This window comes from Ruegeria sp. C11, from assembly GCF_056537725.1.
The window spans coordinates 41,390-64,015 of the sequence record NZ_JBQFSB010000013.1; the positions used below are offsets into that span (position 1 = coordinate 41,390).

A 22,626-nucleotide genomic window follows, 5' to 3' on the forward strand; every position below is an offset into this window, starting at 1 on the left:
GCTAAAGCCGCGAAGGTCAATGGTCGAAACGTTGCAACAGCTTCATGTGTATTTTCTTGTTTCGGTGTGGGCAATTAACTAAAGCCGAATACTTGCTCCGGTTATCGCTTCACAAGCAGATCTTTTTGTTGAATTTAACAGTTGCGTGAGTTTTCAGCATTAAAGCGAAGTAAGCTTTGCTCTTCGAACTGTCTCAACTCAATACTAAAGCACATGTCGCTACTTGCGGAGTTTTAGTGCGAATTAGTGTAGGCATCGCTGTATCAATACTAGTTGCTATGTCCATCGGCGTGTCGACGGTTATAGTTCACTCCCTGTGGTGGAAAACAGCGCACGACAATAGCCGCATGCTCGCAGCCGAGATCAACAGTCAAATTGCAAACACCGTTCGTATCGAGGTGGGCGTAACGCTCAGGTCGGCTGAAGCCGCCTGGGCAGCCGTACGCACGATATTTGTCCAGAACGTTATCGCGACGAGACAAGCCGACAAGAGAGAGTTCGTGTTTTTATCCCAATTGCAGGCACAACCGAATATTTCATGGATTTTCTTCGGTTGGCCCGATGGGAACTTTTTCGCGTCACATCGTTTAGGTGACGGCGGGCTTGAGATGATTGAAATCGACAAGGATATCCGTGAAAGGATGTTGCGAAAGGATCGCTATATCTTCATTCCAGGAGACATCCAGTTCGAAGAGCGAACCTTTACCGAAACATCCTACGATCCACGCGAACATGCGTGGTTCAAAAACTATATGGGCCTTGAGTCCACGGGATGGATTGAAGCACGCGACCTCCCGGAGAGTAACAAAACTGTCTACACATTTGCTGGTCCGATAGACGTCAACCGAGAGCGGCAGGGCGTTCTGGCCGTGGCGATCGAAACGGATCGACTTTCGCGCTTTCTGGCGACTCTTACGCCCGGCGAGTTCGGCGCAGCGTTTGTTCTGGATGCCGATGGTAAAGTGATCGCGGTACCCGATGCGGAAGCAGATGAGGTCACACCCGCACGCATGGGTGAGGGTAAGCTTTATGAGGTCGCCAAGATCGCCGGTGAAAAGCTGTTGGGTGACCCCACAGCGAACGCCTCCGGTTCGTTGTCTAAGCGTGTTGTCATCGATGGTGTGCCCTACGCGGTTGCTCTGACGCCATTGGGGTTCTACGGCTGGCGCGTTGCCACTGTCACCCCCGAAGCTGCCTTTCTTTCGGAGATCGACAAGACGCTGATAAACCTGATCTATATTCTGATCGGTGTGGTTGTTGTTGCCGCCGGATTGGCTATCTGGTTGGTTCGCACAGTCGTCGCAAATCCGTTGGCATATATCGCCGAAGACCTGAGCAAAATAGAACGCTTTGACGTCGAACGCATTTCGCGCAGGCCCTCCAAACTCTCTGAGCTTGAAAACCTCTCTGCTGCGACCGCAAGTATGGCTGCAGGTCTATCAGCATTCCGCAAGTATGTACCTACCGATTTGGTGCGCATGCTAGTTGCCGAGGGCATCAAGACTCAGCCGGGCGGAGACATAAAGCAGATTTCCGTGCTATTTTGCGATGTCACGGGTTTCACAGGTCTGTCTGAAAAACTTGGCCCCAAAATCGTCCAAATGATGGAGCCTTTCTTCAACGCGTCCTCTGCGGCCATCGCTCGTAATGGGGGAACTATCGACAAATTCATGGGCGATGCTGTGATGGCCTTCTGGGGCGCGCCGCGCAAGGATACCAACCACGCCGAAAACGCCTGTCGCGCGGCACTGGACCTTGTCGCCGCTGTAGAGGAGGCCGGAATTGAAGACGACTCTGGTAACCCCCTGCGCGTCAGGATCGGGATAAATAGTGGCGAAGCTCTGGTCGGCAACATTGGGTCAGAGCAGCGTTTGAATTACACTGCAATTGGCGATGTGGTGAACGTTGCCAGCCGATTAGAGGGAGCCAACAAGGATTACGACACATTGATCCTGATTGGTCCAGAAACCCGACGCCAAGCGGCTAATAAGATCTTGGTGCGCGAACTAGACACGTTAACAGTATTTGGGCGCACAAAGGAGTTGGTGGTCTACGAACTGATCGCGATGGCGGATGGGATTGACGGATCGCTTGCGTGGATTGAACCCTACGAACAAGGCCTTGCACATTATCGAGCAGGGCAGTTTGAAAAAGCTGTTGGTGCTTTTAAGGCCGCTGATCAAGAACGAAACGGAGATCCCACCTCGGTGGTCATGATGTCCCGCGCCCAAGTTTTATTGGAGAATCCGCCACCGGAAGATTGGAACGCAGTTACGAACACCAATAAGAAGCGGTAGTTTGCGGGGCCCGCAGACTCTTATTGTCTGTTGAAGATTGGAACAGAGAGATTTTGCAGCGACAAACAATTGCAGGGTATGCTTTGTTGCTCAATGCTGCCGTTCGATGTGCTGGATGCTACAAACGCAGCGAATGGCGGCTAAGTGGTCATCTTGCTTTTGCGCCCCGCGCATAGCCACTGCCAATAACCCCGCCTCTGTCTGCCAATAGCCGCGCCGCGCCATAACAGATCACTCGCTTGCAGCGAATGTCGGTTGTGTGGCCGAGCCGACCAAATGTTCACGTCGAGTTGTCCGGGAAATCGTGCCAAATTGTCCGAAAGCTGCCGCCGCGCTATAGACATGAACGCGAGCAGCTTAGACTAGTGGGTGGATATTTAGGTGGATATACTTCGCTTGCGATCTGGATTTAGCATAGCAATCAATTGGATATAAAATGTATGTGGTGCCCGGGGGCGGAATCGAACCACCGACACGAGGATTTTCAATCCACTGCTCTACCCCTGAGCTACCCGGGCACGGGAACGGCGTTTGCCGTTGGGTGGACGCGTTCTATGACTTGCACCACGCAGTGTCCAGAGGCTTTTTGACATTTTTTTAGTGCGGTCGATCCGATCCGCCAGCCTCGGGGTTTTCTATGGTATCGGTATCGTCTTCTCGCTGCGACGGAACCGCATACGAGCCGTTCAGCCACTTTGCCAGATCGATATCCGCGCAGCGTTTCGAGCAGAACGGGCGGTACTTATTGTCCGTCGCTTCTTCGCAGATCGGGCAGCTCATTTCAGTGCCTCGACCAGCGGAACCCGCCCGCGTTTTCGCTGCAATTCGAAATGGCCCAAAGGGGTCCAACCGGCAAGTATCGTCTCTTCGGGATCGCTTCGGAAGGCCGCGCGCAGCGTAGACTCGAACCCCCGGCGATCTTTCTTGGGCATCGGGGCCAGATCGAGCGTGATCTGGCCACCAAGTCCGCGGATTCGCAATGCGCGAGGCAAAGCCTTGGCACATGCGAAATTGGCCTTGGTACCGGCTGCCAGAGACGTATCACCCTTGGTGTTCACATCGACGGCCACCAGTGCGCGAGTTGGCTGGATGTGTAACAGCCCGCCGCCGGGCAGGGGCTCATCTTGACTCTGGGCAGTTTCAAGCGCGTCCAGAACGCCGTGCACTTCAAAGTCGCCAGCCTTGGTCGCGATTTCCGCAGGTTCAGTCCAGTCGCGCCAGGCCAGAACGTGCGGGCCGTCGCCCTCGCTCAGCACTTCGGGTTCAGTTCCCGCATCATTCAGAACCTGATCGGCCAGAGCCCGCATCGCAGAGATGTCCTCGGCGACCTCGTCGGCATCCGCATTCTGACAACAGGACCGCAGTATGAGGCCATGTGCGCAGTCGCTCATGTGATCGTGCGCGATTTCAAGTAATCTGTCACGTTCTTCATCGTCGTGAATGCTGCGTGATATGTTCAGGCCCGGTGCATCCGGTGTCACGATTGCATAGCGGCTTTTGAATAGCAGGCGGGCAGTAACCGGAATTGCCTTGCCCGGCTCGGGATAGCCCGTGACCTGAACCAACAGCGATGCGCCCGGAGCCAAGCCTTTGACCTGACGCAGAAATGCCGGGCCATCCGGTGTCGAGAGGAACATTCCGCCCTGACCTTTGACCGGACGGTCGGCACGGGCGCGATAGATAGTGCCGGGAGGCGGGGCATCTCCGGCAATCAGAAAATCGTGCAGTTTTCCATCAACCATCAGGGCAGCGGCCTCGCGACCCTGAATGTGATCCAGGACGATGGTTCGACCTTTCATGAAGCCTCCTGATACAGCGGATACCGTACCGCCTGCAAAAGTGACGCCGTCTCTGAAAGTGGCAAGCCGACGATGCCTGTGAACGATCCGCTTATCCAGGGAATAAGGGCCCCGGCGGGTCCCTGTATGGCATAAGCGCCTGCTTTGCCTTGCCAGTCTTTGGTCGCAAGATAGGCGTTGATCTCGGAATCCGATAGCCGTTTGACCTTGACCTGACTCACGACGTCGCGCTCATACACCCGGTCACCGCGCCGGACGGCGACGGCTGTGATCACCCTGTGGCGGCGTCCGGACAATGCATAAAGGAACTCGGCTGCTTCGGCTGCATCCGCAGGCTTTCCCAGGATGCGGCGCCCCAGTGCCACGGTTGTGTCGGCGCAAAGCACGATGTCATCGCTATCTGCCTGAACAGCCTGAACTTTTTCGCGCGCAATGCGAAGGCAATACGGGCGCGGCAACTCGCCTTTCAGCGGCGTTTCGTCGATATCGGGGGGACGAACCGCATCGGGCTGCACGCCAAGCTGAGCCAGCAGGTCCAGCCGCCGCGGGCTGCCCGATCCGAGGATAAACGCCATGTGACTGGCGTTACTTGAAGCGGTAGTTGATCCGACCCTTGGTCAGATCATAAGGGGTCATCTCGACCTGAACCTTGTCGCCGGCCAGAACACGGATGCGGTTCTTGCGCATCTTGCCTGCCGTGTGTGCGATGATCTCATGGCCGTTTTCCAGCTCGACCCGAAACGTCGCATTAGGCAGGAGTTCCTTCACGACACCGGGAAATTCGAGCGTATCTTCCTTGGCCATGTTGTCTCCATCATTACGTTGCACCTGCAGAATCTGCAGTATGTGCGCTTAAATGAGCCTATTTTGGCCTTATTTCAAGGGTGGAATTGCCTAAAGGCAACACATTGTGACGGATTGGGCGCGGGGATCCTGCTCGGCCCAGTGGGTGCGGTTCAATACCCTGCCATCCGCACGGACATGAGCAATTGCCTTCAGATCGATATCGGCATAGGTCCAGCCGGGCTGGTTCAGTGTGCCCTCGGCCAGAACACCGGTTTCAGGAAACCCGGTGTCAGGAGGCCCGAAAACCCCGCCCACGCCCGTGTTCATATCCACCGCTTCGGACCAGTCGTTGCTGCCCACGAGCGATGACATGACGGTAACACATTGATTTTCCAGCGCTCTCGACATGGCGCCAATGCGAACACGCCAATATCCCGACAGAGCCTCGGTGCACGAGGGCACAAGGATCAGATCCGCTTCGCTTAATGCGCGGCCCAGCAGGGGAAACTCGCTGTCATAACAGATCAGGATACCGATCTTGCCCAGATCGGTATCGAACAGCTTGAGCGGACCGCCGGGGGCGATGTCCCAGTCCTCACGCTCGAACCGGGTCATGATCTGTTTGTCCTGATGGTCGTGGCCACCATTAGGGGTGTAGAGGTCGGCCCGGTTCACCGGACGGCCCTGACCTGTGTTGACGGGCGCTGATGCACCCAAAATGTGCAATTTGTACTCGGCTGCGAGGCGCTTATGTACGTTTTGTACATCTTCCATCCGGTCGGAAACGGCGTGAATCGACCGCTCCAGATCCCCGGCAACGTCTGCACCGTCCAGCGTCGACAGTTCCATCGCACCGTATTCGGGGAACACCAGAAGGTCAGCGCCATTCCCGGCGGCTTCAGACACCCAGGCGTTCAGCTTGTCTTCGTACTGCGCCCAGCTGTCGAGCCAGTCGAGCGGGTAGGCGGCGGTGGCAACTTTCATGGGGGCGTCTCCGAATGCGCATTCCGGGCGACATTATGCGGGGACAACGCCTGCTGTACAGACCCGATCAGTGTGCTGTGGCCCGGCAGGTGATGAGGCCGGACAGCGGACCACCTGCGCGTTGACCTAACTGACCTGATCGGACCAAAACTGAGCTGACAGGGTTTTGAACTGTTCGTTTGTGTGTTGGCATATCCAATTCAGAAAAGCCGCAACATTTGCGTTCTGCTGGTCCCGGACTACTGCAAACAATCCTTGCTGTAGCGCAATGGGCGTATCGAGCAACGGAACCAGCTGGCCTTCTCTGAGGAAATCGGTGGCTGTTCCGATCCAACCCAGCGCGACACCGCGCCCGCTGAGCGCGGCCTGCATCATCAGCAGGTGGTTGTCGAAGGTCGGTCCTAATAGCGACCCCTTTGGTTTGGTGCCGAAATGTTCGAACCATTGCGGCCAGTCGTACCATGATTTGTCATTGGAATGGGCATGCAGCAACGTATGGCCGATCAGATCCGCAGGGCTGGAAACCGTCTCTGACCGGTCCCGGTATCCGGGCGAGGCCACGGGCAGAATCTGTTCCCTGAACAACAGATGCGCCTGTAAACCCGGCCAGTCGCCCATGCCGAATCTGATCGCCACATCAATGCCCGGATCAAGAGTCGCCATCCCGTGATAGGCCGTCACCATGTTGACCTGTATGTCCGGATGCGTTTCGTGGAAGTTTTTAAGCCGCGGCAAAAGCCAGTAGTTTCCGTAGGCAAGATTGCAGGAAATCGTCAGGATATTGCCGGTTTGACGGCTGCGCAGCGATTCCGTCTCGGCAGAGAGTTGCGCCAGACAGCCGGTGAGAGAGGCGACATATTCGCGCCCCTCGCGGGTCAGGCTGATCGGACGGGCAGAGCGGTCGAACAGTTTCGTTTCAACGAAACTCTCGGCCACCGTAACCGCATGGCTTACGGCCGATTGGCTTGTGTTCAGTTCTTCCCCGGCGCGTGTGAAACTGCGCAGGCGCGCCGTGGCCTCGACCGCCAGCAGCGCCTTCAGCGGTGGGATGGTCTTCCAATACTGCATCATGAATTCCCTTCATGATATAATGATCTCTTTCCCCCTATCAATCATGCTGGTTCTCTACAGAAATCAAGGAAATTAGGCGGATGGCAGGTCGGATTCTGCCGTCTCATCATGATTGCAGGAGGAAGTCATGACCGGGCTGATTCAGGTAACTGAACATAAGCACGTTCTGGAGGTTGCGATGAATCGGCCGCCGGTGAACGCGATCAACCTTGATCTCAGCACGCAGATGTACGCTGCGTTCAAGCGACTGAATGATAACGAGGATCTGCGCGTCGGGCTGCTGTCCAGCCTCGGCAATGACAAGAACATTTTTTCGGCGGGCTGGGATCTTAAGGCGTTTGCAGCCGGTGAAAGTGCTGACGACGAAAACGGCTTTGACCTTGGCCCCGGCGGGCTGGGTGGGTTGCCGGAGTTTTTCGATCTTTACAAACCCGTGGTCGTGGCCCTGGCCGGTGGCGCAATTGGCGGCGGGTTCGAGCTGGCGCTGGGTGGCGATGTGATCATCTGTGCAGAGGATGCCTATTTCTGGCTGCCCGAGATGCAGCGCGGTTTCCTGCCCGATGGTGGTGCGATCCAGAAGCTGCATCACCGCATTCCATGGAATGTCGCGATGGATCTGATCCTGACGGGGCGCAAGATGTATGCGGACGAGGCCAAGCACTGGGGTCTTGTGCGGGATGTGGTGCCAGTGGATCAGTTGCTGCCACATGCGCGCGGGGTCGCTGAAACAATTGCGCAGGGCGCACCATTGGTGGCCGGGGCGCTCAAGGAATACATGCGCAGGTATGGGCACCGCTCAGTCGAGGAAAGCCATGCTGCCGTCCGCCGCGCCTGGGTCGGGCGCAGCGACATGCCGCTATACGAACGGATGATCCAGTCGGACGATTTCACTGAAGGTTCTGTCGCCTTTGCCGAAAAGCGTGATCCGAGTTTCAAGGGCTGAGAACATGACGCATCGGTTATCCCCATTATTCGAGGCCCGATCGATGGCCGTGGTGGGCGCGTCTGCCCGGCCCGGTTCATTTGGTGAGCGGCTGGCAAAGGCCACCTTGTCCGGTGGCTTTTCCGGGCGGATCGACTTTATCAATCCGCGCGGGGGTGAAATTCAGGGGCGCAGGGCTGTGACCTCGATCCGTGATCTGGATCACGTACCGGATTTGGCCGTTCTTGGCATTGGCGGTCCGAACCTTGAGGCTGCGTTGGTGGACGCCATCGACCTTGGCGTGAAATCAGCGGTTTTGTTCGATGCGTGCCACGGAGAAACGCCGGATGGCACCTCGATTCTGGCCCGGCTCAGGGATATTGCCGCAGAGGCCGGTCTGCCGATTTGCGGCGGGGCTGGCATGGGGGTTCTCAACATCCGGACAGGGCTGACGGGCAGTTTCTATCCTGCGGATCACATGAAACCCGGAGGAATTTCACTGATTGCCCATTCCGGCAGTGTATTCACCGTGCTGGGAATGAACGACCCCCGGTTTCGTTTTGATCTTGTCGCCTCACCCGGGCAGGAGATCGGCGCGACTGTAGACGAATACATCGATTATGCCGCAGGCCGGGATACGACAAAGGCCATCGCAGTTTTCATGGAAAGTGCACGCAACCCCGAAGGTTTGGTCCAAAGCCTGAAACGCGCGCGTGATGCGGGCAAGCCGGTGGTGATCTGCAAGGTTGGCCGGACCGAGGAAAGCGCGCGGCTGGCCCGTTCGCATACCGGGGCACTGGCGGGCAGCCACACGGCCTACGAGGCGGTGTTCGAGGAATGCGATGCGATCTCGGTCTCGTCGGTGGATGCCTTGATGAACACCGCGCTTTTGTGTTCGACAGGGCGCATCCCCGGACCGGGCGGGGCAGGGCTGGTGACGGATAGCGGGGGTCTGCGGGAAATGCAGGTTGATCTGGCCGAGGAAACCGGCACACCTTTGGCCCGGCTCAGCGACACGACGCGCGCCCGGCTGCGCGATGCCCTGCCGCCGGAACTGGAGCCCTCAAACCCGCTTGATTGCGCTGCGGACCTGACTGATGAGTTTCCCAAGGTCTTTGACCGAGGACTGGATATTCTGGCCACCGCGCCCGAAGTGTCGATGCTGGGCTTTGAGGCCGACCTGCGCGATGACTATGTTTATGAACCTGATTTGCTGACCCATGCCAAACGGCTGGTTGATCGCACCGAAAAACCGGTCTTTTTCTATGCAAGTTTCGGTCAGACCCATAACCGCGGGATCGGAGACGAACTGGCGGAGCTGGGCGTTCCCTGTCTGAACGGGGCGGAAAACGCGATGCAGGCCGTTCGGGCGTTTCAGAACTGGGCGGATGCACGGCGTGGGGCATTGGCCGAGGTGCCGGAGGTACCAGAGAGTGATTGCGATCTGCCCGACCATCTTGATGAGGCCGCAAGCCTTGAGGTGCTGGCGCGTTTCGGCGTGCCCGGTGCCACCAGCAGGATTTGTCAGGATGCAGGTGCCGTTGCCGAAGCGGGGGCGGAACTGGGGTATCCGGTAGTGCTGAAGACTGCCGAAGCGGGAATTGACCACAAAAGCGATCTGGGTGGTGTGGTCCTGAACCTTTGGAATGCTACTGATCTGGATGCGGCCTATGCCCGCCTCTCAACCCGTCTGGGCCCGCGCGTGGTTGTGCAGAGGCAGGCTGAAAAAGGCGTGGAGCTTGCCTTTGGCTGCGTGATGGATCCGGATTTTGGACCGCTGGTCATGGTCGCGCCCGGAGGCACACTGGTCGAGCTGTTCGACGAGCGCCAGTTTGCGCGGGCCCCGTTTGGCGCAGACAAGGCCGAGGCGATGATCCGCAAACTGCGTATCTCGCGACTGATCGACGGGGTCAGGGGCGAAGCACCCAGCGATATGGCAGGCGCGGCCAGAGCTCTGAGTGCCTTTTCCGTCGCCTGTGCGGCCCTTGCCAGCCAGATATCTGAAATCGACGTGAACCCCGTGATGGTGACACCGACAGGGGCGATGGCAGTGGATGCCCTGATTGTTCCCGCGCAGCGCACCGCGCAAGAGGCGGCGGAATGAAGGTCGCGATTGTTGGTGTCGGCGTCATCGGTGGTGGCTGGGCTGCCCGGTTTCTGCTGAACGGTCACGACGTTTCTGTTTTCGACCCCTCGCCGGATGCACCACGCAAACTTGCCGAAGTGCTGGACAACGCCCGTGCCAGCTTGCCTGCGCTGTATGACCGCCCCTTGCCGCCCGAGGGCAAACTTACCTTCGCGCCTACTCTGGCCGAGGCAGTTGCAAACGCGGACTGGGTGCAGGAAAGCGCGCCCGAACGGCTGGAAATCAAGCAGTCGCTTTATGCCGAAATCGAACCTCATCTTGGTCCGGAAACGGTGCTGGCCTCTTCGACGTCAGGCTATCGGCCCAGTCGCTTGCAGGACCTGCTGAAGCGGCCAGAACGCCTGATCGTCGCGCATCCGTTCAACCCGGTCTACCTGATGCCACTGGTGGAAATCGTCGGGTCGGATATCACTCCGGACATACTGAAAACCCGTGCGGCCGACACCTTGCGTTCGATAGGGATGCATCCGCTGGTGATGGGCCGTGAGGTGGATGGCTTTATTGGCAATCGCCTGCAGGAAGCTGTCTGGCGCGAAACGCTGTGGATGGTGAAAGACGGAGTTGCCACCACCGGGCAGATCGACGAAGCGATCCTTTATGGTTTTGGCCTGAGATGGGCGCAGATGGGGCAGTTCGACACCTATCGTCTTGCCGGAGGAGAGGCAGGGATGCGCCATTTTTTGGCGCAGTTCGGACCCTCACTGAAAGAGCCGTTGACCCATTTGATGGATGTCCCCGACCTTGACGAGGCGCTTGTGGCGCGCGTGGCGGACCAGTCCGATGCGCAATCCGGGCATCTTAGCATTCGGGAAATGGAAAAGGCCCGCGATGCCAATCTGGTGGCTCTTATCCGGGCGTTGAAGCACCGAAACTGCGGCGCGGGCCGGACGATCCGCATACAGGAAACCCATCTGCCAATTCCCCAGAGCGCCGATCTGCCGGTAACCGCGCAACGTGTGATCCCGCCAAGCTGGACCGATGCCAACGGCCATATGAACGAGGCGCATTATATCGAGGTGGCTTCAAACGCGGCGGACGCGTTGACGGAAAGCTGTGGTGTGACCGCCGAATATATCGCAAACGGCAACAGCCATTTCACCGGGGAAACCCACATTCGGTATCTGGCCGAGCTGCACGAGGGCGACATGATCACGGTGCAGACGCAGGTGCTGCATGGCAGCGGCAGGAAAACGCACCTGTTTCACCGCATTCTGGGCCCCGATGGAGTGCTGTCGGCCACCGTGGAGATGATGATCCTTCATGTCGATCTGCGCAGCCGGCAGGTTTGCGAACCGCTTCCGCATGTTGCCGAAGCGTTGAAGAAGTTGGAGAAGGAACACGCCCATTTGCCCCGCCCGAATGGCGCGGGACGTTCGATCCGAAACCTGAAAGAATAGTACGCCAGCATGAGCCAGCCCTTTCCGCATCTGTTCACACCGCTGAACATCAGCGCGACCCGCATTCGCAACCGGATCGTATCGACCGGCCATGACACGACCATGCCCACCGATGGCAAGGTCAATGACAGGCTGATTGCATATCACCGCGCCCGCGCGGCAGGTGGTGTCGGGCTGATCGTGACGCAGGTTGTCGGGGTTCACGAAAGTGCCCGCTATACCAGCCATGTCCTGATGGGTACGGACGATGACTGTATCGAGGGGTTCGCCCGTCTGGCCAACGCGGTGCATGCCGAAGGTGCAAAGCTGTTTGTGCAGTTGTTTCATCCCGGGCGGGAAATGACCGAAAGTCTGGACGGTACAGCCCCGGTCGCCTGGGCGCCATCGGTATCCCCCAGCGAACGGTTCCATGTGATCCCGCGCGCCATGACCAGCGAGATGGTCGAAGAGGTGATCGCGGGTTACGGCGCAGCCGCCGCCCGGATGGAGCGGGCCGGGGCTGATGGTGTCGAAATCGTCGCAAGCCACGGATACCTGCCTGCGCAATTCCTGAACCCCAACGTGAACCGGCGTACGGACCGTTGGGGCGGAACCGAAGAAAACCGCCGCCGGTTCCTGACCGAAGCCATTGCAAGTGCGCGCGCTGCAACCAGCGCGGATTTTGTCGTCGGTCTGCGTATCTCTGGCGACGAGCAGTACGAAGATGGATCCGACGCCGAGATTTCCCTAGGCACGATCCGGGCAGCTGCGGATCAGATCGACTATGTATCGGTTGTCGATGGAACGTCGGCAACATTGGGTGGAGCGGTGCATATCGTACCGCCGATGTTCTACGAACCCGGTTATGTTGCGCCGTTTTCGGCCCGGGTGAAGGCCGCGGTCGATTTGCCGGTGATCGTGACCGGGCGCATCAACCAGCCGCAGGAAGCCGAGGGCATCCTGTCGTCCGGTGCGGCGGACATGTGTGGCATGACGCGCGCGATGATCTGCGATCCTCAGATGCCATCCAAGGCGCAGTCAGGCCATTCTGACGAGATCCGCGCCTGCATCGGCTGCAATCAGGCGTGCATTGGACACTTTCACAAGGGGCATGCGATATCCTGCATCCAGCATCCCGAAAGCGGGAGGGAACTGGAATACTCCACCGTCAGTGCCGCGCCCAGCCCAAAAAAGGTGATGGTCATCGGCGGTGGCCCGGGCGGAATGAAGGCGGCGGCAGCGGCGGCCCTGCGCGGTCACGATGTAACACTGTACGAGGCCGAGCGGCATCTGGGCGGGCAGGTTCGGCTGGCGCAGCTGATACCGCACCGGGCAGAATTCGGTGGTATCATCACCAATCTGGAACGAGAGCTTGGAAACTCGGGCGCGCGGGTCAGAACGGGTATCCGCGTGGATGCAGAGTTTGTTCGGGCCGAAGCGCCGGATGCCGTGATCCTGGCCACCGGTGCGGAACCGTATTGGCCGGAGAACTTTCATGATGATGGTGAGGGCCAAACCTGTACCGCCTGGCAGGTTCTGACCAACGAGGTCAACCCCGGCAGCCGTGTTGTAGTCGCGGATTGGAAAGGGGACTGGATCGGTCTGGGCGTGGCCGAGATGCTGGCCCAGGCCGGGTGTCACGTCAGGCTTGCCGTCAACGGGCTGCACGCGGGCGAGGGGCTGCAATCCTACGTGCGTGACGCAACAGTTGCACGTCTGCACGCGCTTGGCGTCGAAATCATACCTTATGCAAGGGTGTTCGGTCGCGATGCGGACAGCGCCTTTTTTCAGCACACCGCGAGTGGATCTGCGATCGTTCTGGAAGATGTGGACACTCTGGTTCTTGCAATGGGGCATCGCCCAAATGTCGAGCTTGAGGAAACACTGTCGGAATATTCAGGTTCCGTTTTATCAGTCGGTGATTGTCAGATGGCCCGTAGCTGCGAAGAAGCGGTCCTTGAGGGGCTGCTTGCTGCGACAAAGCTGAGTAGCGAGGCAAATGCCTGAAGGCGTCAGGCTTATCCGCCCCTGATTTCACGGTGTTGAGAGTTTTCCTGCCGGTTTCGCGGAAGCTGATAAGCAAAATTCAGCGCAACGCGGCTTTGCCCAATGCGCGCCACATCTCCGCCCAATTTTACTGCTTCCATGATCGAACCACTTATGAGAGTGCATGGGAATGGCGCTGATAGTAATCTTTCTTGGCAGTATCATCGGAATTCTTTCCGCTATTGGGCGCATGGTCTTTCTGGGCGCATCTGTCTGGCAGGGCGTCGCAACCTACTTGAGTGTCTCGTTCGGAGTGGTTCTTGTGGCTGGTGTTCTGGCCTTTGCCATTTGCAAGCTCAAGATGCTGGCCAGTGCGCAACCCGCTACCAATCCTCACGTTCCATCCTGAACGCTAGCGGTCCTCACTTAAATTTGCCGGAACCCTGTGCGGAGACTGTGCGCAGCTGTCGCGCTTGCGGTTTCGGGGGATTCTGCGACGGGGTTGAACCCCCCACTGGCAAAGGTTACCAAGATCATCACAATTCCACGAGGCCCCTTCGGTGCGAGCGCCGCCTCCGGTGGGCGTAGACACGAGAAATTTGCCAGGTGATAAAACTCAGGCCCAGCATTCTGTTCAAACCGAGACCTTGCCTCGTCGTGGCCAGCAACGGCCGATCCGGCAGTACGCTGATGTATGAAGCGCTGCGTGAGGCGCGCGTTCAGGATACGTGGTGGAAAAAAAAGGCCGGGACCATATTTGAACCCCGCCTTGATCAAGCGTCACTTGCTTACGGGACGGTCGTCAAAACGCACGATTTCCCCGATGCGCTGCGTGGACGTCGCGATGTCAAAGTCGTGTTTTGTTTTGGTCCGACCAGGGATTCGGCGCTTTCGGTGTATTCGACATTGGAACGCTTCGGGGCGGATTGGGTTGAAGAACACCTTTACCATATGAACGCAAAAGGCCCGTTCGAAGACCTGTTCAAATACGACGTTTTGCGCCAGGCCGAGCAGGTAAGGGAGTGGGCAACATTCGAAGAAGTGCCGGTGTTGTGCGTGCACTATGACGCAATCTGGCGACGGCAAAAAGATATCTCGGATTTTATCGGGTTGGAGTTTGAGCTGCCTGATCGCGTGGGGCGAGAGCCCAAGCAGGTGTCCGAAGAGATTCTGGCGGCGGCGTCAAATGTTTATGATCCGATCGACGCCGTTCTGTCTGAACTGCCCGAGGTTTTCCTTGCATCCAGAAAATTTAAGCCGATCGTCGACCGCCTGCCTTGCTGAGGCGTTCATGAACGGTGAAAATTTGATGTTCGGCGGGCGCAACAACCGGGAGTGGCGCAATGACCCGTGATGAGTTCAACGCCTTCTGCTCCAGCCTCAAAGCCACCAGCCACGTGGTGCAATGGGGTAATGCGGATGTGTGGAAGGTGGGCGGCAAGGTATTTGCGATCTGCGGGTGGAACGAGGGGCGCGATGCATTCACTTTCAAGGCGACCGATCTGGCCTTTGAAGTGCTGGGGGACGAACCCGGCATACGCCCGGCCCCCTATCTGGCGTCGCGGGGGATGAAGTGGCTGCAGGTCTATGACGAGCGGGGTATGAGCGATACTTCACTGCGTGAGCATATCGTGACCTCCTATGATCTGGTCGTGGCCAAACTGACCAAAAAGATGCGGGCGGAGCTGGGAGTTTAACCCTTCATCGCCTGCAGCAATTCCAGCAGTTGTTTGCGATCATCATCATCCGCGTAATCGCCGGTGGCCAGACGTTCGGCGATGCGCAGGCGCAGGCGCTCCTGCTGGGTCCGGACCTCTTCGCCTGCAGTTTCGGCGAGGGTCTTCATGATCATCGCCACCGCTTGCTGGCGCTTGGTGGTGGGATTGGCGATATAATCAACTAGGCTCTGCTGCCCGGAATCGAGGATGTTTTCGGCCAGATCGCGCAGTTGCTCGCCATTGGGCAGCAGCGGGGCAGGGGTGCCCTCGGGGGGCAGAATCTCGGGCAGGCTGCGTGGGGTTTCCGCCAGAGCGTTTGCGCCATCGACAAAGGCCTCGGTGATCATCCGGGTGATCTTGATGGCGCGCGGGTCCTTGAACAGGGCCGAGGCGATGGCCACGCCGTAATCCGTATAGACCCACGGATTGACCCGCCGCCCGCCGCGGCCCTTTGGTTTTGAAATCACATTCTGTGATATCAAATCGGCGACCTCGGCGTCGGTGAGTTGAAAGCGGTATCCTTCGAAGAGGTCCGTGTTGCGCGACACGGCCTGATTGAAGGCACTGACGGATTTTCCATAGAACTGCGCCAGATCCTCGGCCAGCACCACGCGGGTGCCGCGCACCCTGTGAATGGCGCTTTGGACCTCATGCGGGCTGGGCAGGTTTTTCGGGTTCGTCATCGTAACCATTTGGAATCACAGACTGTGATCTCAAACGTGAAGCAGGGCGCGCTGGGCTGCAACCTTGAACTACAGGTGCGGGATGGGAATTTGGGGAAATACATTGGGTGAAAATGTCCGACTAAATAAGTCAAGTATATGTTTTTATTGGATTTTTTGTTGACATGGGTTTGGGGGTTCTTATATCCAATCCATACTGAACTCACAGGAACCCAGCTGCAGCAAGCCATCGTAAGCCACAGCACGCAAAAGCCAGCCTCGCGCCAGCAACAGCAAGCAAAAGCCAACGAAAGCCAGCTAACGCCAGCAACAGTCAGCCCCAAGCAAGCAATCGCGCGCCAGAGCCAGGCACCCAGATGAATTCGTTTGATTTTCCGGATAGGTGTTGCGGTTGAAATGTTTCGAGCAGTGTGGAGCCATTCTTACAGTATAGGCGGCCCGTCCGGGGTTTTCTTCAACGGGCAATTGAAATCAGCATATTGCAGAGTCCATTAAACTCGTTATCAACCCTAGCATGTTTAAGCTGCTGCTTTTGTTTCTAACGTCCGCTGGTGTAACGCTTTGGTCAGCAATGACATTCGGCCCGATTTTGACCCTGCCGTTACTGCTGGGAGCAAGCGGAATCGTTCTGGCAGTCATTCTGCTGCTGAGATCAAGGTTTCGGAAGTCGATCAACTGGGTCGTAGTTGATGGGTCAAACGTGCTTTATTGGGAGAATGATGAACCGGCTTTGCATTCGGTCAGACTGGTTATTGAGCAGTTGGTCTTGGCAGGGTTTGAGCCGAAACTGTGGTTTGATGCAAATGTTGGTTATCTGGTTGCCGGTCGCTACATGAACCCCGCCCAGCTTTCAAAGGCACTTCGATATCCAACGCGTCGAATATCAGTTGCGCCAAAAGGAACACCTGCAGACCCATTGTTAATCAGCGACGCTGAAAGATTGAAGGCGCGCATTGTAACAAATGATCGCTTTAGAGACTGGCAGGAGCGTTTTCCTCAGGTGGCTCAGCAAGACGTATTTTTGCGGGGCAGGATCAAGAACAAGCGGGTTCATTTGAAGTAAGCACTACCGCTTCCGCCGCTTCACATTCCCACCCCTTTGCCCCGGCCTGCCAGCCGTTGACCGTCCGCGCGATTTCACCGCGTCTTCCGAGGCTTTCTCGACCGCCCATTGGCGCGCCATGGGGTCGTCGGCGACGGCCAGATCGACCGCTTCCAGACGTTTGATCTCATCCCGGATATTGGCGGCCTCTTCGAATTCCAGGTTCTCGGCGGCCTTGCGCATCTGGTCGCGCAGACCGTCCAAATGGGCTTCCAAATTCGCGCCGTGCATCGGTTTGTCGATGGTGGCGGTGACGCGGTTCATGTCGACGTCGCCCTCGTAGAGACCGGCCAGAACGTCTTCGACATTCTTTTTCACCGTCTCGGGGGTGATGCCGTGTTCTTCGTTATATGCAAGCTGCCTGGAGCGGCGGCGGTTGGTTTCGTTCAGGGCGCGCTCCATGCTGCCGGTGATCTTGTCGGCATACATGATCACCCGCCCGTCGGCATTCCGTGCAGCGCGGCCGATGGTCTGGATCAGCGAGGTTTCCGAGCGCAGGAAGCCCTCTTTATCCGCGTCAAGAATAGCGACGAGCCCGCATTCGGGGATATCGAGCCCTTCGCGCAGCAGGTTGATGCCGACCAGCACGTCAAAAGCGCCCAAGCGAAGGTCGCGCAGGATTTCAATGCGTTCCAGCGTGTCGATGTCCGAGTGCATGTAGCGGACTTTGATGCCCTGTTCGTGTAGGTACTCGGTCAGGTCCTCGGCCATGCGTTTGGTGAGCGTCGTGACCAGCGTGCGGTAGCCATCGGCGGCGACCTTGCGAACCTCGTCCAGCAGGTCGTCCACCTGCATGGATACCGGGCGGATTTCGACCTCGGGGTCCAGCAGGCCAGTGGGGCGGATCACCTGTTCTGTAAAGACGCCGCCGGTCTGTTCGATCTCCCACTTCGCCGGGGTGGCCGAGACAAAGACGGATTGCGGGCGCATGGCGTCCCATTCCTCGAACTTCAGCGGTCGATTGTCCATGCACGACGGCAGGCGGAACCCGTGTTCGGCCAGCGTGAACTTGCGCCGATAGTCGCCTCGGTACATGCCGCCGATCTGCGGGACGCTGACATGGGATTCGTCGGCAAAGACGATGGCATTGTCGGGGATGAATTCGAACAGGGTCGGGGGTGGTTCACCCGGCGCGCGGCCCGTGAGATAGCGCGAATAGTTCTCGATCCCGTTGCAGACGCCGGTCGCCTCAAGCATTTCCAGATCGAAGTTGGTGCGCTGTTCCAGTCGCTGCGCTTCCAGAAGTTTGCCTTCGCCGACCAGTTGGTCCAGCCGGATGCGCAACTCCTTTTTGATGCCGATGATCGCCTGCTGCATCGTGGGTTTTGGCGTCACGTAGTGCGAGTTTGCATAGACCCGCACATGCTCCATCGTGGCGGCACGCTCGCCTGTCAGCGGATCGAATTCGGTGATCTGTTCCAGTTCTTCGCCAAAGAAAGACAGCTTCCACGCGCGGTCCTCAAGGTGGGCGGGCCAGATTTCCAGTGAATCGCCCCGCACTCGGAAAGACCCGCGTTGAAACGCCTGATCGTTGCGGCGATATTGCTGGGCCACCAGATCGGCCATCACCTGCCGCTGATCGTATTCGTTGCCGACCTTCAGGTCCTGTGTCATCGCGCCGTAGGTTTCGACCGAGCCAATACCGTAAATGCAGGACACCGAGGCCACGATGATCACGTCATCCCGTTCCAACAGCGCTCGGGTGGCCGAGTGGCGCATCCGGTCGATCTGTTCGTTGATCTGCGATTCTTTTTCTATGTAGGTGTCGCTACGCGGCACATAGGCCTCGGGCTGGTAGTAATCGTAGTAGGACACGAAATACTCGACCGAGTTTTCCGGAAAGAAGCCCTTGAACTCACCATAAAGCTGCGCGGCCAGCGTCTTGTTGGGTGCAAGGATGATCGCCGGGCGCTGGGTTTCCTCGATTACCTTGGCCATGGTGAAGGTCTTGCCCGTACCGGTCGCGCCCAACAGGACCTGATCACGCTCGCCATCCTGCACGCCGCCGGACAGTTCCTTGATCGCGGTCGGCTGATCACCAGCGGGGGCAAATTCGGTGTGCATGACGAACTGCTTGCCGCCCTCGAGTTTCAGGCGGGCGCGGACATCATCAGCCGTCAGCTGGGTCTTGTCGGAATGGGCGTAGGGCATGGGCAGGCTCCGGGTCAGGCCCTTACATTTGTTCTTATTTTGTCCAACTGCAAGACCTGATCCTGTGTCGCATATGCTGAACATCACTTAATGCGGGTTGTATCTTCGAGTTCCGTTCTGATTGCCCTTTCCGGGTCATAGCTTTTGCGTGTTCAACCTGGGTTGGGCCCATCATCTCCCTGACCTCTTCTTGGTATCTTAGTGAGTGATAGAAGACCCTGATGACAGTTTCTGACATCAGAAAGCACATTCAACCGCGACAATTGCGATCTTGTCCCCGCCCAAGCTCTGACGCATAAACAAGCCCAGCCAAGCGAGTACGGAGAGCCACATGCGCGCACGGATTTACCAGCCTGCAAGGAATGCAATGACCTCGGGCATGGCCAAGACCCGGAAGTGGGTTCTGGAATACGCCCCCGCCTCAGCGCGCGAAGTTGATCCGCTTATGGGTTGGACGTCGTCGAACGATACGCAGACGCAGGTGCGGCTGAAGTTCGACACCAAGGAAGAGGCGCTGGATTACGCAGCAGACCATGGCATCGACGTGCAGGTGAGTGAGCCGCATAAACGCAAGCCGAATCTGCGCGCCCGGGGATATGGCGAGAATTTCGCCACTGACCGGCGTAGCCCCTGGACCCACTGAATGATCGAAATTCGCGAGGAAGACCCAACGTCCGAGGTGATGCGCCCGGTCGTACAGGCGCATTTTGCCCACAGTCAGACGGCGGGACCGGCGGAAAGCAATCACACAATGGATGCCGAGGCCCTGCGTGGGCCGGGAATTCGGTTTTGGGCGCTATATGATGATGGGCAGCCATTGGGATGTGGGGCGCTGAAATCTTTGCCCGACGGGACAGCAGAAGTGAAATCTGTCCATATCCTGTCTGAAGCGCGCGGGCGCGGATTGGCCAAGGTGATGATGAATCGCCTTGCCGGGATCGCGCAGTCCGAAGGGGTGACCGCGCTGGTTTTGGAAACGGGGGCCGCGCATCTGACGGAATATGATGCCGCGCGCAAACTCTATGAAGCGTTGGGATATTCCTATTGCGGGCCCATCCACGGGTATGAGGATGATCCCAACAGCGCCTTTATGCGCTTGCCTCTTGAACCCCGCCGCTAAAAGCAGCAAGAAAGGCAAAGTGGTCCCGTAGCTCAACTGGATAGAGCAGCTGACTTCTAATCAGCAGGTTGAGGGTTCGAGTCCTTCCGGGATCGCCACTAGTATGAAATGTACAGGCCCAAAGTGGGCACATCCTGAGACGGGCGCAGAATTTCTGCGGTTGGTCCGCAGGATCGTGCGGCCTTTCAGTTGAAATCTGAGCAGTGGTTTGAGTTGGGATTGCCCGTCAAAACCCGTCAAGTCGCGTGGCGTGCCCGCGCACCACGTTCGATGGCGGCGGCGTGCAGCCGGTCGATGTTCAGCTCATACCGAATCTCTTCCAGCAGGCGCAGTTCTGTTTCGGCAAGTTTGCCGTCGGCTGCTGCAACGTCGCATGCAAGCGCATAAGCCGTTTCGTTCAGCCGTTCCGGCAGGTTGTCCCGGATCAGACCGAACATGGCATCCAGGCCTTCTTCCTGTTCGAACAGATCGAATACAATCTGCGAAACACGCTTCATCCGGTCGATGTCGTATTCGGCAAATACCGGCAGCATATTCACCGCAGTCTGGATTTTCACCAGTTCCGCCGTGCGAATATTTTCATCGGATGCTGAAATCGCAACCATGATCGCGACAAGGCAATCCTGCGGGGTCATCGGGTGGGGCGCTTGCTCGGTCATGATTTTGTCCTGCTGAATATATTCAGCGCAAGATACGGGCCGCCATGAGGGTGTTCAACTCTTATGCCGCATAAATGCGAAAATTACATAAACAGGGCCGCTGTGCCGGGATTTGCGCTGTTTGCCGGGTCTGGCGATTGACTCATGCTGCGATAGCACAATAGGAGGGTTCGGGCCGGTCGCATGGGGTGATCGGCGCTGTTCCCCGATGGAGATCGAAATCAATGTCTGAACTGCGTGAAACCGCTCTTGCGTCCAAGGCCTGGCCTTTTGAAGAGGCGCGCCGGGTGCTCAAACGCTATCAGAAATCTCCGCCCGAGAAGGGATATGTGCTGTTCCAGACCGGGTATGGCCCATCGGGGTTGCCGCATATCGGTACGTTCGGCGAAGTGGCCCGGACCTCGATGGTGCGTCATGCCTTTGAACAGATCAGTGACATTCCGACCAGGCTGTTGTGTTTCTCGGACGATATGGACGGTTTCCGCAAGGTGCCGACCAATGTTCCGATGCAGGAAGAACTGAAAGAGGATCTGCATCTGCCCCTGACCAAGGTGCGCGATCCGTTCGGCACGCATGAGGGGTTCGCACAGCACAACAATGCGATGCTGTGTGATTTTCTGGACAGCTTCGGTTTTGAATACGAATTCGCGTCGGCCACCGATTACTATACCTCGGGCCGCTTTGACGACATGTTGCTGACGGCGCTTGAGCGGTTCGACAAGGTTCAGGAAATCATGCTGCCGACCCTTGGGCCTGAGCGGCGCGAGACCTATTCGTGCTTCTTGCCGGTCAGCCCGAAAACCGGGCATGTTTTGCAGGTGCCGACGCTGGAGCGGAACGTGGCCAAGGGCACCATCGTCTATGAAGAGCCGGACGGCGAGAAGGTCGAGATTCCGGTCACTGGCGGTAATGTCAAAATGCAGTGGAAGCCGGACTGGGCCATGCGTTGGGCTGCGCTGGGCGTGGATTATGAGATGTCGGGCAAGGACCTGATCGACTCGGTCACGCAGTCATCGAAAATCTGCCGGGCGCTGGGCAAACAGCCGCCTGAAAGCCTGAGCTATGAGTTGTTCAACGACGAGCTTGGACAGAAGATCTCCAAGTCCAAAGGCAATGGCCTTTCGATGGAGGAATGGCTGACCTATGCGGCGCCGGAAAGCCTGTCCTATTTCATGTACCAGAAGCCCAAGACGGCCAAGCGGTTGTATTTCGACGTGATCCCGAAGGCGGTTGACGAATATCACCAGCAGTTGCGCGCCTATCCGGGGCAGGAGCTGAAGGCGCAGCTGAATAATCCGGTTTGGCATATACATGGTGGTCAGGTACCTGAATCCACCCTGATGGTGCCGTTTGCGATGCTGTTGAACCTTGCGTCCGTATCGGGTGCCGAGGACAAAGAGACGCTGTGGGGTTTTGTCCGTCGTTATGCACCCGAGGCAACCGCTGAGACGCATCCTGATCTGGATCAGGCGGCTGGCTTTGCCGTGCGGTACTTCAACGACTTTGTAAAACCGACGCGCCAGCACCGTGCCCCAACCGATCAGGAACGCGAGGCGCTGGAAGCTTTGAAAGCCGCATTGCTGGCCTATGATGGGCCGATCGAGGATGAGGCACTACAATCCGTGGTCTATTCAATCGGTCGTGAACGGTTTGACCCGATGCGGGGTTGGTTCACGGCGCTTTATGAAGTTCTGCTGGGCGCAAGCCAGGGCCCGCGATTTGGTGGCTTCATCGCGCTTTATGGCGTGCCGGAAACCGTTGCTCTGATCGACAAAGCGCTGGCCGGAGAGCTGGTCTGATTTGACCTGAATTCACATGGGGCTACC

Annotated in this window: 21 protein-coding genes and 2 tRNA genes; 13 read left to right on the plus strand and 10 right to left on the minus strand. The window is 57.8% G+C overall.

The genetic code is table 11. The annotated features are described in order from the left end of the window. Positions 1 to 347: 347 nt before the first annotated feature. On the plus strand, positions 348 to 2,297 hold the full coding sequence (locus tag ACR0NA_RS19455) for an adenylate/guanylate cyclase domain-containing protein (RefSeq protein WP_480731849.1): 1,950 nt from the start codon (positions 348 to 350) through the stop codon (positions 2,295 to 2,297). Between the two features lie 443 nt (positions 2,298 to 2,740). On the opposite strand, the gene ACR0NA_RS19460 is transcribed toward ACR0NA_RS19455, so the two are convergent. The 7 genes from ACR0NA_RS19460 to ACR0NA_RS19490 all read right to left on the minus strand — a co-directional run bounded on the left by ACR0NA_RS19460 (position 2,741) and on the right by ACR0NA_RS19490 (position 6,934). After that, positions 2,741 to 2,815: transfer RNA gene (locus tag ACR0NA_RS19460), tRNA-Phe, on the minus strand. 79 nt (positions 2,816 to 2,894) lie between these two features. Further along, on the minus strand, positions 2,895 to 3,077 hold the full coding sequence (locus tag ACR0NA_RS19465) for a DNA gyrase inhibitor YacG (protein WP_480731851.1): 183 nt from the start codon (positions 3,075 to 3,077) through the stop codon (positions 2,895 to 2,897). Further along, positions 3,074 to 4,096, minus strand: coding sequence for a ribonuclease E/G (locus tag ACR0NA_RS19470; RefSeq protein ID WP_480731853.1), 1,023 nt, complete (start codon positions 4,094 to 4,096; stop codon positions 3,074 to 3,076). The genes ACR0NA_RS19465 and ACR0NA_RS19470 overlap by 4 nt, the downstream gene beginning before the upstream one ends. Then, positions 4,093 to 4,671, minus strand: coding sequence for a Maf family protein (locus ACR0NA_RS19475; protein WP_480731855.1), 579 nt, complete (start codon positions 4,669 to 4,671; stop codon positions 4,093 to 4,095). Before ACR0NA_RS19475 ends, ACR0NA_RS19470 begins: the two co-directional genes overlap by 4 nt. Before the next feature lie 10 nt (positions 4,672 to 4,681). Continuing rightward, a complete protein-coding gene (gene infA / locus ACR0NA_RS19480; RefSeq protein WP_005978431.1) occupies positions 4,682 to 4,900 on the minus strand; it encodes a translation initiation factor IF-1 in 219 nt (72 codons plus the stop codon). 90 nt (positions 4,901 to 4,990) lie between these two features. Beyond that, on the minus strand, positions 4,991 to 5,866 hold the full coding sequence (locus tag ACR0NA_RS19485; RefSeq protein WP_480731857.1) for a carbon-nitrogen hydrolase family protein: 876 nt from the start codon (positions 5,864 to 5,866) through the stop codon (positions 4,991 to 4,993). A gap of 126 nt (positions 5,867 to 5,992) precedes the next feature. Beyond that, positions 5,993 to 6,934, minus strand: a complete 942-nt coding sequence (locus ACR0NA_RS19490; RefSeq protein ID WP_480731859.1) for a LysR substrate-binding domain-containing protein — start codon at positions 6,932 to 6,934, stop codon at positions 5,993 to 5,995. Positions 6,935 to 7,064: 130 nt separating this feature from the next. Here ACR0NA_RS19490 and ACR0NA_RS19495 point away from each other — a divergent pair, with 130 nt between their 5' ends. From ACR0NA_RS19495 to ACR0NA_RS19525, 7 genes are all read left to right on the plus strand, one after another. Further along, positions 7,065 to 7,880, plus strand: a complete 816-nt coding sequence (locus ACR0NA_RS19495) for an enoyl-CoA hydratase-related protein (protein WP_480731861.1) — start codon at positions 7,065 to 7,067, stop codon at positions 7,878 to 7,880. A gap of 4 nt (positions 7,881 to 7,884) precedes the next feature. After that, complete coding sequence (locus ACR0NA_RS19500) at positions 7,885 to 9,963, plus strand: acetate--CoA ligase family protein (protein WP_480731863.1); 2,079 nt, start codon at positions 7,885 to 7,887, stop codon at positions 9,961 to 9,963. Then, positions 9,960 to 11,402, plus strand: coding sequence for a carnitine 3-dehydrogenase (locus tag ACR0NA_RS19505; protein ID WP_480731865.1), 1,443 nt, complete (start codon positions 9,960 to 9,962; stop codon positions 11,400 to 11,402). Before ACR0NA_RS19500 ends, ACR0NA_RS19505 begins: the two co-directional genes overlap by 4 nt. 9 nt (positions 11,403 to 11,411) lie before the next feature. Beyond that, complete coding sequence (locus tag ACR0NA_RS19510; RefSeq protein ID WP_480731867.1) at positions 11,412 to 13,388, plus strand: oxidoreductase; 1,977 nt, start codon at positions 11,412 to 11,414, stop codon at positions 13,386 to 13,388. Between the two features lie 169 nt (positions 13,389 to 13,557). After that, positions 13,558 to 13,776 carry a hypothetical protein gene (locus tag ACR0NA_RS19515; RefSeq protein ID WP_480731869.1) on the plus strand — a complete coding sequence of 73 codons (219 nt, stop codon included), beginning with the start codon at positions 13,558 to 13,560 and terminating at the stop codon, positions 13,774 to 13,776. A gap of 281 nt (positions 13,777 to 14,057) precedes the next feature. After that, positions 14,058 to 14,651, plus strand: a complete 594-nt coding sequence (locus ACR0NA_RS19520; protein WP_480731871.1) for a hypothetical protein — start codon at positions 14,058 to 14,060, stop codon at positions 14,649 to 14,651. A 59-nt stretch (positions 14,652 to 14,710) separates the two neighbouring features. After that, positions 14,711 to 15,064: an MmcQ/YjbR family DNA-binding protein gene (locus ACR0NA_RS19525; RefSeq protein WP_480448410.1), complete on the plus strand. Its 354-nt coding sequence runs from the start codon at positions 14,711 to 14,713 to the stop codon at positions 15,062 to 15,064. Here the strand turns inward: ACR0NA_RS19525 and ACR0NA_RS19530 are convergent. After that, positions 15,061 to 15,768, minus strand: coding sequence for an ORF6N domain-containing protein (locus tag ACR0NA_RS19530; RefSeq protein ID WP_480731873.1), 708 nt, complete (start codon positions 15,766 to 15,768; stop codon positions 15,061 to 15,063). The genes ACR0NA_RS19525 and ACR0NA_RS19530 overlap by 4 nt on opposite strands. A 514-nt stretch (positions 15,769 to 16,282) precedes the next feature. On the opposite strand from ACR0NA_RS19530, the gene ACR0NA_RS19535 reads away from it, so the two are divergent. Then, positions 16,283 to 16,831 carry an NYN domain-containing protein gene (locus ACR0NA_RS19535; RefSeq protein ID WP_480731875.1) on the plus strand — a complete coding sequence of 183 codons (549 nt, stop codon included), beginning with the start codon at positions 16,283 to 16,285 and terminating at the stop codon, positions 16,829 to 16,831. Positions 16,832 to 16,834: 3 nt separating this feature from the next. On the opposite strand, the gene uvrB is transcribed toward ACR0NA_RS19535, so the two are convergent. Further along, on the minus strand, positions 16,835 to 19,021 hold the full coding sequence (gene uvrB / locus ACR0NA_RS19540) for an excinuclease ABC subunit UvrB (RefSeq protein ID WP_480731877.1): 2,187 nt from the start codon (positions 19,019 to 19,021) through the stop codon (positions 16,835 to 16,837). Positions 19,022 to 19,352: 331 nt separating this feature from the next. Here uvrB and ACR0NA_RS19545 point away from each other — a divergent pair, with 331 nt between their 5' ends. From ACR0NA_RS19545 to ACR0NA_RS19555, 3 genes are all read left to right on the plus strand, one after another. Then, the gene (locus ACR0NA_RS19545; RefSeq protein WP_480731879.1) at positions 19,353 to 19,664 is read left to right on the plus strand and encodes an ETC complex I subunit; all 312 of its coding nucleotides are present in this window, start codon (positions 19,353 to 19,355) and stop codon (positions 19,662 to 19,664) included. Further along, positions 19,665 to 20,141, plus strand: coding sequence for a GNAT family N-acetyltransferase (locus tag ACR0NA_RS19550; RefSeq protein ID WP_480731881.1), 477 nt, complete (start codon positions 19,665 to 19,667; stop codon positions 20,139 to 20,141). A 21-nt stretch (positions 20,142 to 20,162) separates the two neighbouring features. Further along, a tRNA-Arg gene (locus tag ACR0NA_RS19555) sits at positions 20,163 to 20,239 on the plus strand. A 138-nt stretch (positions 20,240 to 20,377) separates the two neighbouring features. On the opposite strand, the gene ACR0NA_RS19560 is transcribed toward ACR0NA_RS19555, so the two are convergent. Next, positions 20,378 to 20,800, minus strand: a complete 423-nt coding sequence (locus tag ACR0NA_RS19560) for a tellurite resistance TerB family protein (protein ID WP_170651226.1) — start codon at positions 20,798 to 20,800, stop codon at positions 20,378 to 20,380. Between the two features lie 224 nt (positions 20,801 to 21,024). Between ACR0NA_RS19560 and ACR0NA_RS19565 the strand changes: the two genes are divergently transcribed. Next, positions 21,025 to 22,599 (plus strand): lysine--tRNA ligase, encoded by a 1,575-nt coding sequence (locus ACR0NA_RS19565; RefSeq protein ID WP_480731884.1) that lies wholly within the window; start codon positions 21,025 to 21,027, stop codon positions 22,597 to 22,599. Positions 22,600 to 22,626: the final 27 nt, after the last annotated feature.